Origin of the sequence: Methylomonas koyamae (assembly GCF_006483455.1) — a bacterium.
GTDB classification, from domain to species: domain Bacteria; phylum Pseudomonadota; class Gammaproteobacteria; order Methylococcales; family Methylomonadaceae; genus Methylomonas; species Methylomonas koyamae_B.
The window spans coordinates 1-15651 of record NZ_PPPU01000022.1; the positions used below are offsets into that span (position 1 = coordinate 1).

A 15651-nucleotide genomic window follows, 5' to 3' on the forward strand; every position below is an offset into this window, starting at 1 on the left:
CGAATGGAGCCACTTCTGTTTGCCGTGGAACGGTGGTCGCCAGATAAATTTATTGCGTTGTAAAAAGCATCGAATCCAGCATTTACAGTCCAAACCACCGACGTCCTCCCTTTAAAGCCTAACTAGTAATTAGATAGTTCTGTATATCTACCGAAAATGAATCCTAGAACCGATATTTCATTGATTAACCCATGATTTTCCCTTCTGTATATCATCGGAACTTAGTAGGTATGACTAGAAAACATCAAATTGCGGACATTGAATCACGTTAGGCGATAGACCGCAAAGGGTCGATTTTGACCAGCCGAGTAAAAACAAAATGAATGTTCAAGTCGTTTTTTATAACCACGAATTACACTAATCCACAAAGGCATTTAAGCTCGATCTCAACCCTGTTTTGCACTGCTCCGAGCAACGTTCGGATTTTGGTTCTGGTTGGAGTAAAGGCCAGAAATTGACCGATTATGTTGTATCCATCCGTTCGTCGCCAAGCTTGTCTGCTTCGACCTCCAACAACACCATCGCCACATGGGCCAGTCCGTTGTCATCCGGCGGGATGCGTAGTAAATAGGCTTCGACCACATTTTGGATAAACGCCTCGCGCCGGGATTCGGGCAAGCGTTGGCTGTAGGGTAGCCAGGTGGTTCTGATCCAGGCGGCCAAACCGGCGGGGCCGTCGTGGGTTGCGTCTTTGGACAGCAACTCTGCGCGGCGCACGCTAAAGCCGGCGGCCTGTAGCCAGTGGCGGTAGTCGGCCGGCGACGGAAAGGTGTAGGGAAATTCGAAATCTTGAAAATACTCGGACCATTCCGCCGCGGCGATGACGCTCTCCAGCGTCGCTCGCATGTCGGCGACGTCGCCCTGGCCGCCCATGCGCAGCAACAGCTTGCCGCCGGGTCTCAGGCTGCAGTGTAAACCTGCCAGTACCGCCGGATGATCTTTGAGCCAATGCAGCACGGCGTTGGAGAAAACCCGGTCGAAACGCGCATCGAACCGGAGCGCTTGCGCATCCATGATTTGGAAGCTCAGGTTGGGGTGGCGCTCCGGTGGATAGCGGCGCCGCGCCAAGGCGATCATCGCCGCCGAATTGTCCACGCCGACCACCGAACCGCAAGGCAGCGCCGCCGCTAACTGCGCCGCGATTAGACCGTCGCCGCAACCCAAGTCCAATACGCTTTCGTCGCCGCGTAAGGCCAAACGTTCGATTAATTCGCCGGCCCAGATTTTTTGCATCGCCGAATGACAGGCGTAATCCTCGGCCTCCCAAGCGTAGGTGCTCATGATCGGCCGGCCGCGATTTCGGCGGCGATCAACACGGTATCGCCGGTAAAGCTGCCGTCGGCTTCCAACGCAAAATAGTCGGCCACTTCTTGCGGCGCGATGTGCTGCAAGCTGCGGATGGCCGCGACCTGAGCCGGTGGGGTTTGCATGCGCGCTATCCAGGGCCCGAACGCCAGCCGGCGGCGAAATGTTTGCAGGCTGACGGTGCGAAAACCGGCCGCCGCCAACAAGGAATGCCATTCGGCCAACGAGCGGTCGCGGACGTGGGACGGGTCGCGCAATACTTCCAGACTTTGCAACCAGGTGTCCAACAACGGGAGGCCGGGGCCGACCACGTCCATCAACAACAGCGTGCCGTTTGGCCGCAACACCCGGCGCATTTCGGTCAGGGCGGGGACAATGTGGCGCCAGTGATGCGCGCTATGGCGGGTCACGACCCAGTCGAACATCGCGTCGGCAAACGGCAGATTATCTACCGTGCCGACTCGGCTGGCGATGTTGGGCAAGCCGCGCCGTTGCGCTTCCGCCTCGACCACGGCCAGCATTTCCGATGACAGATCGTAAGCGACCACTTGTTGCGCCAACGGCGACAGGCGAAACGCCACGTGGCCGGCGCCGCAACCTAAGTCCAGCGCCACGCCGGGCGGCCGGGCAGCAACCAGGTCGGCCATGCGTTGCAAATCCTCGCCGTCGGCATGGGTTGAACTGGCAAGATAGGCGAGGGCATGTTCGCTGAATTGCTGGTTGACCAGGGTTTGATGATCGTTGTTGCGCATGCTAAATCCTCGAATAATGAGTGGAGGCTCATTGTTGGACGATCGATAAACCGGTACAAGATGACGATTTATCCTGGTATAAAAGCCACTATGAGCGAGTCCGATCCCAAACGTCTGCTGGGTGCGTTTATCCGCGTCCATCGCGAACGGCTGCCGCCGAAAAGCGGCGGACGGCGGCGCACGCCCGGCTGGCGGCGCGAGGAATTGGCCGAAGCGGCGTTGGTCAGCCTTACCTGGATTACTTGGTTGGAACAGGGCCGCGACGTGGCGGCGTCGCCGGCAGCCTTGGCGCGCCTGGCCGACGCCTTGCGCCTGACCCCGGCCGAACGCGCCTCGCTGTTCGATCTGGCCGGCAAACGCGACCCGCAAGCTACGCTCGAAATCCAAGCCGAAATGCCGCCCGAATTGCTGGCCTTACCGACGCAGTTCCACGGCCCAGCCTATTTGCTGGATGCAAGCTGGACCGCCAGGGCCTGGAACGCGGCGGCGGCCGAGTTGTTCGTCGGCTGGCTGGATGCGGATAGTGCCGAACGCAATTTGCTGCGTTTCGTGTTCTTGCAACCCGCCGCGAAAACGCTATTGGCCGACTGGCCGGAACGCGCCCGGCGGCTGGCGGCGGAGTTTCGTGCCGATTTCAGCCGCCGGCCCAAGGATGCGGCATTGCAGGCTTTGATTGACCCGTTGCTGGCGCAGAGCGCCGAATTTACAGTCTATTGGCAGGAACAAGCGGTGTTGCATCGCGAGGGCGGCGAGCGTTGCTTCCATCATCCGCAACGCGGCACGCTGCGTTTCGTGCAGACCACGCTGTTGGTCGCCGCCCAGCCGGATTGCAAGTTAGTGTGTTTGCAGCCGGTGGCGGTGGCGCCAATCGGCAAAACCGGTTAAGGCACGACAAGCAAAGCCGTCGTTTACCATATGGAGGCGCCGACGCCGCAAGCGGAGCGATTGGCCCGCTGCCTTTTGGCTTTGTTGAGCGATGCCAATACTTAATCCCGTTGTAGTTACTTGATCCCAATTCACCAGACAAGCATGGTCGAAATCGCATCGCTAACAGCGCCTGACCGCGCCGAATGGAACCATCTGGTTCGCCAATACATGGCGTTCTACCAAACCGTCAGAACTGACGCGGAATACGACGCGCTTTGGCGACGGCTGATAGAAAATCGCGAGATACATGCGGCCGGTGCGCGGATCGATGGTGCGCTCGTGGGGTTTGCGCATTACCTGTATCACGCCAGTGGCTGGAGTGCCGATGTTTGCTATCTGCAAGATTTGTTTGTCGATCCGCAGCACCGCGGCCGCGGTATCGGTCGGGCGTTGATCGAATTTGTCGCCCGGCAAGCGCAATTAAAACAAGCGCCCAGGCTTTATTGGTTGACGCAAAGTTCCAACGAATCGGCTAGGGCGCTGTACGACAAAGTGGCGGCGCATACCGGGTTTATCGGTTACGAAAAGCCGCTGATATAACCGAATGTCAATCGGCTAAACGAGATTGGTTTGCTTGATCGGCTAGTGCTTTCCGTTCGGCCGAAATGTCAGGTTTAACCGCTTGTTTTGGCGTCCGCAGGCCTGAGAAAGAAAGAATGGCGAATCCCTCGCAGCATCAAGGGATTCGCCGGGTTAATTAGCCAAAGGCTCGGGGCCGCGGCGGCGACTGTCCTGCCAAATCGGTTAGAACAAGCCGCTAATCACGCCGTCGTCGCTGATATCGATACGTTCGGCGGCCGGGACTTTCGGCAGGCCGGGCATGGTCATCATGTCGCCGGCGATAGCGACGATGAAGCCGGCACCGTTGGCGAGACGGACTTCGCTGATTTCCACGTTATGGCCGCTGGGTGCGCCCTTGGCGTTGGGATTGGTCGAGAACGACATTTGGGTCTTGGCCATGCAGATCGGGAAGTGGCCGTAGTTAGCTTGCAAGGCCTTGATGTCGGCCATGACTTTCGGGCTGGCGCTGACGCTGCCGGCGCCGTAAAGCTTGGTGGCGATGGCTTCGATCTTGTTCCACAGCGGCAGTTCGTCGTCGTAAACGTAATTGAAGGCCGGCTCGCGGTTGTCGACGATGTTCAACACCTCGCGCGCCAGCTCCTCCGCCCCGGCGCCGCCGTGCGCCCAATGCTTGGCGATCACGCATTTGGCGCCCAAGCTTTCGCATTGGTTTTTCAGCCATTGGATTTCGGCGTCGGTGTCGAAGGTGAAATGGTTGATGCTGACCACGCACGGCAGGCCGTAGTGGTTTTTGATGTTGCTCAGGTGGCGTTCCAGGTTAGCGAAGCCTTTTTCCAACGCAGCCAGATTTTCCTGGTTTAACTCGTCTTTCGCCACGCCGCCGTGGAATTTCAGCGCCCGCACCGTCGCCACCAACACCACCGCCGACGGCTTCAGACCGGACATGCGGCATTTGATGTCGATGAATTTTTCCGCGCCCAGGTCAGCGCCGAAGCCGGCCTCGGTCACCGCATAGTCGGCCAGTTTCAGCGCGGTTTTGGTGGCAGTGACGGTGTTGCAACCGTGGGCGATGTTGGCGAACGGACCGCCGTGGATGATTGCCAGATTGTTTTCCAGGGTTTGCACCAGATTCGGCTTGATCGCGTCTTTCAATACCGCCGCCATCGCGCCGTGGGCGTTCAGGTCGCGGGCGTACACCGGCGTAACCTTGTCGGATTTGTAGCCGATGACGATGCGGCCCAGGCGCTGTTTCAAGTCGGCGCGGCTGGTGGCCAGGCACAGAATCGCCATCACTTCCGAAGCGACGACAATGTCGAAGCCGTCTTCGCGCAGATAGCCGTTGGCCGCGCCGCCCATGCCGACCACGATCTTGCGCAGCGCGCGGTCGTTCATGTCCATCACCCGCTTCCATTGGATGCGGCGCGGGTCGATGTCGAGCTTATTGCCGTGGTTGATGTGGTTGTCGATCAGCGCCGACAGCAGGTTGTGGGCGATGCCGATGGCGTGGAAGTCGCCGGTGAAATGCAGGTTGATATCTTCCATCGGCACTACCTGGGCGTAGCCGCCGCCGGCTGCGCCGCCCTTGACGCCGAAGCAGGGGCCCAGCGACGGCTCGCGCAAACAGATGATGGCTTTCTTGCCGATGCGATTCAGCGCGTCGCCCAAACCGACCGTGGTGGTGGTTTTGCCTTCGCCGGCCGGGGTCGGCGAAATGGCGGTGACCAGAATCAATTTACCGTCGGCTTTATCGGTCAGACTGTTGACGTATTCCAGGGAAATTTTGGCTTTGTAATGGCCGTAGGGGTCGAGATGTTCGGCCGGGATGGCGAATTTTTCTCCGGCCAAATCGATAATCGGGCGCATTTTTGCTTGTTGGGCAATTTCGATGTCTGACATGTTGAATATCCTGGATACTAAATTAAAGCTCGAAGCGGCGAGGAGACCGGCTGACGGCGGAAATGGCGGCTATTTTAGAGGGCAACGGCCGCAGCAGCCAGAAAAAATCGGCGGAGCGGCGTCTTTTATGACCTGCCGAGGGCAGGGCGGAACAACTAACGCTTGCCGCCCGGTGGCGGCAAGCTTGCTTAGACAGGCGGCAATCAGTAACTGATGACTTCGCTACCTTTACCGACCAACACCACGTCGGCGTCGCGCATCGCGAACAGGCCGTTGGTGATGACGCCGGGGATGTTGTTGATCGCTTGTTCGGTGCCGACCGGGTCGACGATGCTCATATTGTGCACGTCCAGAATCTCGCAGCCGTTGTCGGTGATGTAGGGTTGGCCGGTTTCCTTGTTCATGCGCAAGATCGGTTGGCCGCCCAGTTTGACCAATTGGCGGGCGACGAAGCTGCGTGACAGCGGCAGCACTTCCACCGGCAGCGGGAACTTGCCCATCACGTCGACGCACTTGGTTTCGTCGACGATGCAGACGAATTTCTTGCTGGCGCCGGCGATGATTTTCTCGCGGGTCAGCGCGCCGCCGCCGCCTTTCAACATTTTGCGGTGCGGAGTGACTTCGTCGGCGCCGTCGACATAAATGTCCAGGTCGCCGCTGTCGTTCAATTCAATGACTTTAATCCCGATCGATCTGAGGTGCTCGGTGGTTTTGATCGAGCTGGACACGGCGGCTTCGATGTCGTTTTTGAAGTTGCAATCGGCCAATTGGTTAATCAGATGCGTCACCGTCGAGCCGGTGCCCATGCCGATGATTGGTACGTTTTTCAGGTATTGCAATGCGGCGGCGGCGACTTGTTTTTTTAATTCGTCTTGAGTCATGTGTGATGGTCCTGATGGTTATGCTCTTATGAATCCTGACACGGCTTTCAACCCGTCATTGTGTGGGATAATACCCGATTAACGCTGATCGCTCAGCAGTTTTTAAGGCCAGGAATGCGCGGCGCGACAGGATGCTGGCGCCGAGGATAGCGATGCTGAATTACATAGAAAAAATATTGCGGGCCCGGGTTTACGACGTGGCCGAGGAAACCCCGCTGGACTATGCGCCGACCTTGTCCGAGCGGGTCAACAACCGGGTCTATTTGAAGCGCGAGGACCTGCAACCGGTGTTTTCCTTCAAGCTGCGCGGCGCGTATAACAAAATTGCGTCGTTGACGCCGGAGCAGACCGCCAACGGCGTGATCGCCGCCTCGGCCGGCAACCATGCCCAGGGCGTCGCGTTGGCGGCGAAACGGCTCGGCATCAAAGCCTTGATCGTGATGCCGAAAACCACGCCGGAAATCAAAGTCAAATCGGTCAAGGCGCGCGGTGCCAAAGCCGTGTTGCACGGCGACTCCTACGACGACGCCTACGCTCACGCCATGGAATTGGCCGCCGAGAAAGGCATGACCTTTATCCACCCTTACGACGACCCGGACGTAATCGCCGGCCAGGGCACGGTGGCGATGGAAATTTTGCGCCAGCGCAACGGCGAGATTCACGCCATCTTCGTGCCGGTCGGCGGCGGCGGCTTGATTGCCGGCATCGCCGCCTACGTCAAATTCGTACGGCCGGAGATCAAAGTCATCGCCGTCGAGCCTGACGATGCCGATTGCCTGAATCAGGCCTTACGCGCCGGTGAGCGGGTGGTGTTGGCGCAGGTCGGCCTATTCGCCGACGGCGTCGCGGTCAAGCAAATCGGCGCGGAACCGTTTCGGATTGCGCGCCAGTTCGTCGACGAGGTGGTTACGGTCGGCACCGACGAAATCTGCGCGGCGATCAAGGACATTTTCGACGATACCCGCTCGATGGCCGAGCCGGCCGGCGCCTTGGCCGTGGCCGGCCTGAAAAAATACGCCGAACTGAATGGTTTGCAGCAACAAACCCTGATCGCGATCGACAGCGGCGCCAACATCAATTTCGACCGGCTGCGCTATGTTGCCGAGCGGACCCAGGTCGGCGAGCATCGCGAGATTTTGCTGGCGGTGGCCATTCCCGAGTCGCCGGGCAGTTTCCTGAAATTCTGTAAAGCGCTGGGTAAACGCAACATCACCGAGTTCAATTACCGCTATTTCGACCCGGCTATGGCCCAGGTCTTCGTCGGCATCAGCAGTAGCGGCGCCGAGACCGACCGGCAGCAATTGCTGGAGCATTTGGCCGCAGAAGGCTTTGCCGTGACCGATATGACCGGTAACGAGTTGGCCAAGGACCATATCCGGTACATGGTCGGCGGCCATGCGCCGTACGATGTCAAAGAACGGGTTTACAGCCTGCAGTTTCCGGAGCGGCCCGGCGCCTTGTTGAAGTTTTTGATGGCGTTGGGCAGCCAATGGAATATCAGCCTGTTCCATTACCGCAACCACGGCGCCGCATTCGGCAAGGTGTTGATCGGCTTGCAGCTCGGCGATGCGGAAGCGGTGCATTTCGAACAATGCCTGAACGCGTTGCAACTGCTTTACCGGCAGGAGACCGGGAACCCGGCCTACCGCTTGTTTGCCGGCGGTGCGTCGGCTTAGCCCGGTTTCGGCAAAAACTCCGGGAGCGTGCTATTTTCCAGTAAACCCTTCAACCCGGAACAGGCGGCGGACATGAGCAAAAAACACCAAAAACAGGCCGAGGCACCCGATTACAAGGACGTGCTACACGAATTGCAGGTGGAACTGGTCAAGCTGCAAAATCACATCATCAAGCACGGCGACAAGATTTTGATTTTGTTCGAGGGCCGCGACGCCGGCGGCAAGGACGGCGCCATCAAGCGCATAATCCAGCATCTCAGTCCGCGCGAAATCCGGGTGGTTGCGTTGGGCAAGCCGTCCGACCGCGACAACAGTACCTGGTATTTTCAACGCTATACCGCACATTTGCCGGCGGCGCAGGAAATGGTGCTGTTCAACCGCAGTTGGTATAACCGGGCCGGGGTGGAGCGGGTCATGGGCTTTTGCAGCGACGACGAATACCACGAGTTCATCGAAACGGTTTCGCATTACGAGCAACTGCTGGTGCGCTCCGGCATCAAGTTGCTGAAGTATTACTTGGACATCAGTAAAGGCGAACAAAAAAGACGTCTGGGCCAACGCCAAAAAGACCCGCTAAAGCAATGGAAAATCAGCCCGATCGACAAGGAAGCGCAAAAGCATTGGCAGGCCTACAGCGAGGCGCGCAACATTATGTTCGCCAGAACCCACCACTTATCGGCGCCGTGGACCATCGTCAAAGCCGACGACAAAAAACTGGCCAGAATCAATTTGATCAAGGATTTGCTGTTCCGGCTGGACTACAAAGGCAAGAACGAAGCACTGGTGTTGCCGGACGCCGATATCGTGTTCAGTTACGAAGAAAGTTATCTGCACAACGGCATGATTGCGCCGTGATCGGTACGGTTTCGGCCGGAGTACACCGTCGCCGTTGACGCGGCATCGGCTTGGTCCGGGAAGGCTGGCAATGCCAGCCTTCCCGCGGCCCGATCGTAAATCACACCCGACGGCCAGGATTTTTCAGCATCCCACTGGCCCAACCGACCGCTACCGACACCCCTTGCGCCGGAATCCGACCGTCGTCGCCGGTCCAGCTCCGGCCGCGCCGGAAGATTGCTCGCCTCCACTCGCCTTGATCGAAACCGCCCAATTTGGCACAAGGCTATTGAGCTGCGTCGAACCGGCCTTGACTTTTGTCTCCCCAAACGACCGCCTGCACGCGTTGCCTTGTAACGGGCTTCAGGAATTTCGCCGGTTTCACAGGCTTAATTCGCCCGATGCAACTTGTTTTACCGGAATGCAGGCGGGGCAGGATACCTGGAGCAACTCGCCGCTATGGCGGTGGCGGATCGGCCGGGCCCGGCCGTCGGTTTGGTTCATGGCCTGAAATAGCCGGTTTTCCTCGGCGATCACTTCGTGTTCGTGTTCGAAAGGATACAGTCCCGGCGCCAAGCCGCCGCCGGCGATGAAGTGTTCGCTATCCAATAGCATCAATTTGGCGTGCAGCAATTCGTGCAATAAAGCGTCGGCCGGAGCGATGCTGCACGCCGGGGTAGCGTCGCAGCCGGGGTCGCCGAGCAATTGCGCGCCGAGGCGGGTATCGAAACGGATCGTCACGCTGCTGATGCCGAATTGGTTACCGAATGCCACGGTCTGCCAAGCGCCGGCCTGGTAATCCAACCCGATTTTTTGGCCGCGTAATTCGCCGATCAGCGCTACGGCCTGTGGATAACGTGAAAAATAGTCGGCGATGGTTTGCAGATCGGCATTGACCGTAGGCGGGTCGCCTGATTTTTTTTGGTAGAGCGATTGCAGGAACTCGGCGATGTCGGCTGCCGCGGCGGAATCAACCTGCACGTTCGTCTGTTTTTGGCTGTAGGCGGCGAGTACTTGCGCCGCTGACGGCGGATGTCGGTGACGCAAACGAATCACGCCATCGCCGGTGTTGGCGCTAGCGCCGAGCGGACTTGGCAAATGCTGGCTGGCCACCACGTTGACCGGCAACAGTTCATCGGCGCCGACGCTACGCGAGACCGCGCTGAGGCCGATACAAAAACTCAATACCAGGCCGATGCCGCGGCGGCGGTTGGCGTCGGCCCAGGTTTGCTCCTGGCGGCGGGCATCTTCCTTCAGGTACAGCGCATAGCGTTCGGCGATGGCTTGCAATTCGGCGAAGGCCGCCGGCTCGCTACGGCTCAGGTCGGCTTGGCAGACCAGGGCCGGGCGGCCGCCGATTTGGCAGGGATGCAGAAAATTGCAATCCGGGTGCTGCAGATACCAACGGTTTAACGCCGAGGCCAGACCGGCTAAATCGCCGATCGGCGGCTGCGCGCCGGCAAAGGCTTGGTGCAAAAGGTCGATTTCTGTCATGCGGGAAGGTTCTGGTTTGAGTCTGCCGGTGCGGTGCCAAGTGGCTCAGCCACTGTAGCAGCGGTGTAACCAGACCGGCAAGCCTTGCTTGTCTTGTTGCGCTCGCTCCGCCGAGTCTGAGCGATTAGGAAGATTTTGCAACCAATACAACAGCATAGCCATGGCCTGAATCCCGGATTCGCGCGGCCGTGTAATACAAATGTATTACGTTTCATCAAACTGTAACCAACGCGTAACGAAAAACCTCGATTACAACTGAAATAATTTGCGCAACTGGAACTGCGCCGGAATGCGCAATGGTTCGCACAGTTAGGGATCGAACAGGGAGCAGGGACGGCACGCAGACGGAGCGGCGAGGGAAGAGGTTAGGGAGTAGGCGGAGGTGGCAAAAATGGTAGCGGGGAGAGCGGCGCCACTTCGGTGCAAAAGTAGTACTTAGGAAGCGTGTAAAAGCCAAACCCGTCGCGAGGCGGGGACGGAAAGCCACGGATGTTGCCGCCAGGCAAGATGGCCGGGTTGTCACCTTGTGTATTTATTTAATTTTTAAATCATCAAGGAAACAAAATGAAAAATCTGAACAAAGCGTTATTAGCTACAGCTCTTTTGGCATCTTCAGCGGGTGCGAATGCGGCGATTTGGGCGTCATCAACCACCGGTGCAAATGAAGCGTTTTTGTCTGTTTACGACAAAACTCAAAAAACCACTTTTACGCTGGATTTGGGTGTAACTTACAACGATTTCTTCAACAACAAGGATAACGCTGCTTATTCATTGTCTTTTGATTTGAACGCTCTGACTGCCGGTTCTCCAAATGCAAAATGGAGCGCTTTCGCTGCCAATATGGATGCCGCCAATACTTCTTGGGGCGTAATGACCACTAACGCCGGAAAGATGTTTGTTACCGGCGAAAAATCTATTGCGAAATTTGCCAATCTGACCGCAGCAAATAACGTTGCAATTGCAATTAGAAGTCACGTCAGTCAAGTCAACACTGGCGCGGTGGCCGACAACGCGGGTGTTGCCAACGCTAACCAAGCGTCAACCAATCTGAGCTCTATCGTAGTCGATTCGGATACAGCCGGTACCGGTCAACATAACCAAAACCTGCCGTTTGCCACCATTTTCGGTACTGTTTCAGCAGCTGATGCGGATATCAACGGCGCAGAGGGTGCATTCTGGTTCTACAACCAACAAAACGGCAACAGCCAAACCTTGCAAAGCTGGCACATGGATTTAGCTGCCGGAAAATTGACTTATGGTAATGCTGCGCCAGTGCCTCTGCCTGCCGCGGTTTGGATGTTTGGCGCCGGTTTGATGGGCGTTTTGCGTTCTACTCGCCGTAAATACGCTGCATAAAACTCGAATCGGGGTGTTCTCTGCCCCGATTACTTTTAATACGTTCACTGAGAGACAATTTTATGAAAAATTTAGTATTAGGCGTGGCTATCGCCGCAGCGCTGTCTTCGGCAGGTGCGCAAGCTGCTTGGACATTCGGTCCAACCGGCGTACCGGTGATTAACTCTGCCACCACCTACACGGTGCATTTATCTGGTGCTTCTGCGGCGGAAAAATTCCTGGAAAAGCTGTTCACCGACGCAACTATCGCTGATAGCGAGCAAATCTGCGATACGACCAAGCCGATCTGGAAATTTCAAGATCCTGCAGCGACTGAGCAATATGCGTATCTGTGTGAAAGAGCACCGTCAAACACCTCGTTGCCGACTGGTAAAGCAAACATTTTGATCTACAAACGTAGCGCCGGCGGTTCTGCGTTCGGTGTCAGCCCTATCGTTGCCGAAGCTAACGGCGATACCGCGGGCGCTTCTATCGAGTTCTTGAAAATCTCCAGCTCAACCACCTTTGCTAACGGCGGGTGCGATGTGGTGTCCAATCCGGTTGCGGGTACCAGCAGCTCTAACGGTACTTTAGGCGTCGTGAAGTGCGCTTACGATCCGGCCAACCCAGCCAGACATGAAAAGAAAATTCCTGATTTTGGGGTTTCTGATGTCGACCCTGGCCAGTTCAAAGGCGTTAATGCTCCAATCGATCCGGCAACCGGTTCACCGTATCCGGACGTCTCTACCGACGACGTCTCTAAACTCACTGTAAAGGCTGCTGCTGCTGTGGCGTTCGGCGTACCTGTGACCAAAGGTTTGTACTTTACGTTGCAAGCGGCGCAAAAAGTGACCGGCCAAGTGCCGTCGACTTGCGCGGTTGGCGACGAAACCGAAGCTTGCATGCCTAGCCTGACCAGCTCTCAGGTGGCTTCGATTCATAGCGGCCAGTTGGCGGATTGGAACCAATTGAAAGTCGGCAATCAAGGCCTGTACGATTGGGCTGTGGCGCAGGGCAGTTTGACTGCTTATTTGCCAGCGGCCGGCAAAAGTTTTCTGCATACTTGCCGCCGCGAAAACGGCTCCGGTACTCAAGCGCAATCCAACGTCAAGTTCCTGAGCAATCCGTGTAATGCGAGCGCGGTAGCACCAGCGAGTGACGCTGCAGCGGTCGGTGCCGCCGAAGGCGACGGTTACCCCATGGTTCATGAAAATTCGACTTCGGGTCGCGTAGACGAGTGCTTGAACGAGTTGAACGATGGTGTCAACAATCTGGGTACTGCGTTTAACAACACCTACGGTAAACGTTGGGCGGTGGGTATTCAATCTCTGGAAAAATCCACCACCACCTCTTCCAAGTACCGTTTCGTCAAAGTTGACGGCGTCGCGCCGAAATTGGCTAACGTCGTAAACGGCAGATACAAGGATTGGGCGGAAAATACTTTCCAATACTGGCCTTCCCATGCATTCGAAAGCTTGCCGTTAGTTGACGCGTTGATCAAATCTGCGGCATCTCCAACGGTAATGAGCAAATTGAATACGTTCTCTCAAACATTCCATAACGCTAGCGCTCCTGTCAGCGAGAAAGGTGCTTTCCTGGCCGTACCGACTAACTATGCGCCGGAAGCCAACGGTGTATATAGCTTCAGCAGACCGGTAAACCCTTATACCCACGCTACGACCAGCGCCGGCGCCGACGCTTGCCGTCTGCCCTCAGTCTACAACGACAGTGCATCGGCTCTGGGCGACTCTCAACTGTAAGGAATCGTAACCGGGGCAATCCCGGCCGGAGCCAGGGACGGCTCCACACCTGCAAAACCAGCCGTTTTCGGACGTCTGGTTTTGCTGTTTCAGGGCCTGTTACGGCGGTAAGCAACGGTAACAGCACTGTCATAAAGTTTTAACGTGGCAGAAATAGAATTTAGGGCTACCGGCTTTCAACGGGAAAGCCGGGCTTTAGGAAACAACATCATTTTTATGCAGGACACCGGAACGATAGTGCGCAAGCCATGGCTCAGGCTGGTTTGCGCCGCAGCAACCCTGATGACGGTTGCACAGGCGAATGGGGCGACGGCACAGGCAGCGCCGGAGCAAGCCGCAGCGGCGCAGGGGGCGGCCGAGCCGCAAGCGCCGGCAACCTTCGATTTGCTGGAATTGCGGGTCAAGGGCAACACCTTGCTCGATAAAAAACAACTGGAACGCACGGTCTACCATTTTCTCGGCCCCAACAAGAGCATCGACAATGTCGAAGCCGCCCGCGGTGCCTTGGAAGACCTTTACCGTACCAATGGCTACCAGACCGTCGCGGTCGATATTCCGGAACAGGATGTCAAGAACGGCGTGGTCTATCTGCAAGTAGTGGAAGGCAAGGTATCCCGCTTGCGGGTCAAAGACAGCCGCTACTTCGCGCTGGGCAAGATCAAGGCCGGCGTACCGGAATTGGCGGAAGGCAACGTGCCCAACTTCAAGAGCATGCAACAGCAATTGACGCAACTGGCCGGACAAAGTCCGGACCGGCAGATCGTGCCGGTGCTCCGCGCCGGCGAGACCCCGGGCACGCTGGAAGTGGATTTGAACGTCAAGGACGAACTGCCGGTTCACGGCAAGGTGGAATTGAACGGCCGCAATACCTCCAGCACCTCGCGCTTGCGACTGGTGTCGTCGCTGCGTTACGACAATCTGTGGCAGGAGATGCATAGTGCGTCGCTGATGTACCAAGTCTCGCCGGAAAACAATCAGGAAGTCGACGTTTGGGCCGGTACCTATGCCATGCCGCTGTTCGATAGCGACAGTCGCCTGGCCTTGTATGCGGTCAGTTCGTCTTCCAACGCGCAAATCGCCAACGCCGGCGCCTTGTCGGTGATCGGTATCGGTAACATCTACGGTGCCCGCCTGGTCAAGCCCTTGAAACCGTTGGCGGATTACTTTCATACCGCGACCTTGGGCATGGATTACAAAGACTTTCAGGAAGACGTGAATCTGCTCAGCGCCGATTCGATCAAGACGCCGATCAGCTACGCACCGTTTCTAGCGCAATACAGCGGTAGCCTGCGCGGCGCCGAATCGTTTACCAGTTTTGATATAGGTGCGCATTTCTCCTTCCGCGGTTTGGGCAATAACCAGAAGGAATTCGAGAACAAGCGCTATCTGGCCAAAGCCAATTACCTGTTTTTGACCGGCGATTTGAAATTCCAGCACGACCTGCCGCTGGGCATGGAACTTTACAGCCACGTCGCGGCGCAAGTGGCCGATACGCCGCTGATCAGTAACGAGCAATTCTCGTTGGGCGGCGACGAAAGCGTGCGCGGTTATTTCGAGACCCAGGCGCTGGCCGACGATGCCGTGTTCGGTTCGGTGGAACTGCGCTCGCCGCATCTGGGGCCGAGCGACTGGGAGTTTCTGAACAAATTCAAGCTGCTGGGTTTCCTGGACGTCGGCCGCGGCTGGATCAAGAACGCCTTGCCGGGCAACGTCCGCAGCAATTTCCTAAGCGGCGGCGGCTTCGGTGTGCGGTTTCAAATGTGGCGCAAATTCAGCGGCGCGCTGGATATCGGCATTCCGTTCACGACCCTGGCACCGGTGCAAAGCGGCGATCCGCGCGTGCATTTTAATATCGCGACCGAGTTTTAAAATAGTACGAAGCAGTATTTTGTAATGTATTTGTAATATTTATTTAATTAGGTTTTGGTTTTCAAATTCGTTGTTGTCATAATATTGACATAATTTTATTTAATACCTTGGTACAATTATTAATTCAGGTTTAAATATTAAACTGAGGTTTGTTGGTTTTTAATAAATGTTGTCGAATATGCGCAATTAGGGGTCGTTTGATAATTGGGTCTATCTGGTAATTAAATTGCGCGGTGCCGAATAACTTTTTGATCGACTTACCCATAACGACGCGAATTTATTGAAAATAAATTGAAGTAGTTAAATTTCATTCTAAAGCCAAACCCGTTGCGAAGCGGGGACGGAAAGCTACGGGTCTTTATGCTAAGACAGCCGGGTTGCCGCCAGAGCGCTGGTGTAC

12 protein-coding genes and 2 riboswitches are annotated in these 15651 nt (G+C 56.7%); of the genes, 7 read left to right on the forward strand and 5 right to left on the reverse strand.

Going from position 1 to position 15651, the window contains the following annotated elements; translation table 11 throughout:
- Nucleotides 1–462: 462 nt before the first annotated feature.
- Entirely contained in the window at nt 463–1281 is an 819-nt protein-coding gene (locus C2U68_RS12565) for a methyltransferase domain-containing protein (RefSeq protein ID WP_140912826.1), read from the reverse strand.
- Entirely contained in the window at nt 1278–2057 is a 780-nt protein-coding gene (locus C2U68_RS12570; RefSeq protein ID WP_140912827.1) for a class I SAM-dependent methyltransferase, read from the reverse strand. Before C2U68_RS12570 ends, C2U68_RS12565 begins: the two co-directional genes overlap by 4 nt.
- 90 nt (nt 2058–2147) lie before the next feature.
- On the opposite strand from C2U68_RS12570, the gene C2U68_RS12575 reads away from it, so the two are divergent.
- Both C2U68_RS12575 and C2U68_RS12580 read left to right on the forward strand, forming a co-directional pair.
- Entirely contained in the window at nt 2148–2942 is a 795-nt protein-coding gene (locus C2U68_RS12575; RefSeq protein WP_260839340.1) for a helix-turn-helix transcriptional regulator, read from the forward strand.
- A 144-nt stretch (nt 2943–3086) separates the two neighbouring features.
- Nucleotides 3087–3524, forward strand: coding sequence for a GNAT family N-acetyltransferase (locus C2U68_RS12580; RefSeq protein WP_140912829.1), 438 nt, complete (start codon nt 3087–3089; stop codon nt 3522–3524).
- 204 nt (nt 3525–3728) lie between these two features.
- On the opposite strand, the gene C2U68_RS12585 is transcribed toward C2U68_RS12580, so the two are convergent.
- On the reverse strand, nt 3729–5402 hold the full coding sequence (locus C2U68_RS12585) for a formate--tetrahydrofolate ligase (RefSeq protein ID WP_140912830.1): 1674 nt from the start codon (nt 5400–5402) through the stop codon (nt 3729–3731).
- Nucleotides 5403–5605: 203 nt separating this feature from the next.
- On the reverse strand, nt 5606–6283 hold the full coding sequence (gene rpiA / locus C2U68_RS12590; RefSeq protein ID WP_140912831.1) for a ribose-5-phosphate isomerase RpiA: 678 nt from the start codon (nt 6281–6283) through the stop codon (nt 5606–5608).
- Between the two features lie 152 nt (nt 6284–6435).
- On the opposite strand from rpiA, the gene ilvA reads away from it, so the two are divergent.
- Complete coding sequence (gene ilvA / locus C2U68_RS12595) at nt 6436–7959, forward strand: threonine ammonia-lyase, biosynthetic (RefSeq protein ID WP_409563855.1); 1524 nt, start codon at nt 6436–6438, stop codon at nt 7957–7959.
- 72 nt (nt 7960–8031) lie between these two features.
- Nucleotides 8032–8814 (forward strand): polyphosphate kinase 2, encoded by a 783-nt coding sequence (gene ppk2, locus C2U68_RS12600; protein ID WP_140912833.1) that lies wholly within the window; start codon nt 8032–8034, stop codon nt 8812–8814.
- A gap of 360 nt (nt 8815–9174) precedes the next feature.
- Here ppk2 and C2U68_RS12605 read toward each other — a convergent pair whose 3' ends face one another.
- Nucleotides 9175–10287, reverse strand: a complete 1113-nt coding sequence (locus C2U68_RS12605; RefSeq protein WP_140912834.1) for a hypothetical protein — start codon at nt 10285–10287, stop codon at nt 9175–9177.
- 442 nt (nt 10288–10729) lie between these two features.
- Nucleotides 10730–10811: riboswitch (cyclic di-GMP riboswitch) on the forward strand.
- Nucleotides 10812–10851: 40 nt separating this feature from the next.
- On the opposite strand from C2U68_RS12605, the gene C2U68_RS12610 reads away from it, so the two are divergent.
- From C2U68_RS12610 to C2U68_RS12620, 3 genes are all read left to right on the forward strand, one after another.
- On the forward strand, nt 10852–11643 hold the full coding sequence (locus tag C2U68_RS12610; RefSeq protein WP_140912835.1) for a VPLPA-CTERM sorting domain-containing protein: 792 nt from the start codon (nt 10852–10854) through the stop codon (nt 11641–11643).
- Nucleotides 11644–11705: 62 nt separating this feature from the next.
- Nucleotides 11706–13382: a hypothetical protein gene (locus C2U68_RS12615; protein ID WP_140912836.1), complete on the forward strand. Its 1677-nt coding sequence runs from the start codon at nt 11706–11708 to the stop codon at nt 13380–13382.
- A 144-nt stretch (nt 13383–13526) separates the two neighbouring features.
- Nucleotides 13527–15251 carry a ShlB/FhaC/HecB family hemolysin secretion/activation protein gene (locus C2U68_RS12620; protein WP_260839341.1) on the forward strand — a complete coding sequence of 575 codons (1725 nt, stop codon included), beginning with the start codon at nt 13527–13529 and terminating at the stop codon, nt 15249–15251.
- A 307-nt stretch (nt 15252–15558) separates the two neighbouring features.
- Nucleotides 15559–15636: riboswitch (cyclic di-GMP riboswitch) on the forward strand.
- Nucleotides 15637–15651 lie beyond the last annotated feature (15 nt).

Excerpts from the sequence above, each read along its gene's own strand:
- C2U68_RS12610 (WP_140912835.1), top strand. The coding sequence starts at position 10,852 with ATGAAAAATCTGAACAAAGCGTTATTAGCTACAGCTCTTTTGGCATCT.
- C2U68_RS12585 (WP_140912830.1), bottom strand. The coding sequence starts at position 5,402 with ATGTCAGACATCGAAATTGCCCAACAAGCAAAAATGCGCCCGATTATC.
- ilvA (WP_409563855.1), top strand. The coding sequence starts at position 6,436 with ATGCTGAATTACATAGAAAAAATATTGCGGGCCCGGGTTTACGACGTG.
- C2U68_RS12615 (WP_140912836.1), top strand. The coding sequence starts at position 11,706 with ATGAAAAATTTAGTATTAGGCGTGGCTATCGCCGCAGCGCTGTCTTCG.
- C2U68_RS12575 (WP_260839340.1), top strand. The coding sequence starts at position 2,148 with ATGAGCGAGTCCGATCCCAAACGTCTGCTGGGTGCGTTTATCCGCGTC.
- C2U68_RS12570 (WP_140912827.1), bottom strand. The coding sequence starts at position 2,057 with ATGCGCAACAACGATCATCAAACCCTGGTCAACCAGCAATTCAGCGAA.
- ppk2 (WP_140912833.1), top strand. The coding sequence starts at position 8,032 with ATGAGCAAAAAACACCAAAAACAGGCCGAGGCACCCGATTACAAGGAC.
- rpiA (WP_140912831.1), bottom strand. The coding sequence starts at position 6,283 with ATGACTCAAGACGAATTAAAAAAACAAGTCGCCGCCGCCGCATTGCAA.
- C2U68_RS12605 (WP_140912834.1), bottom strand. The coding sequence starts at position 10,287 with ATGACAGAAATCGACCTTTTGCACCAAGCCTTTGCCGGCGCGCAGCCG.
- C2U68_RS12580 (WP_140912829.1), top strand. The coding sequence starts at position 3,087 with ATGGTCGAAATCGCATCGCTAACAGCGCCTGACCGCGCCGAATGGAAC.
- C2U68_RS12565 (WP_140912826.1), bottom strand. The coding sequence starts at position 1,281 with ATGAGCACCTACGCTTGGGAGGCCGAGGATTACGCCTGTCATTCGGCG.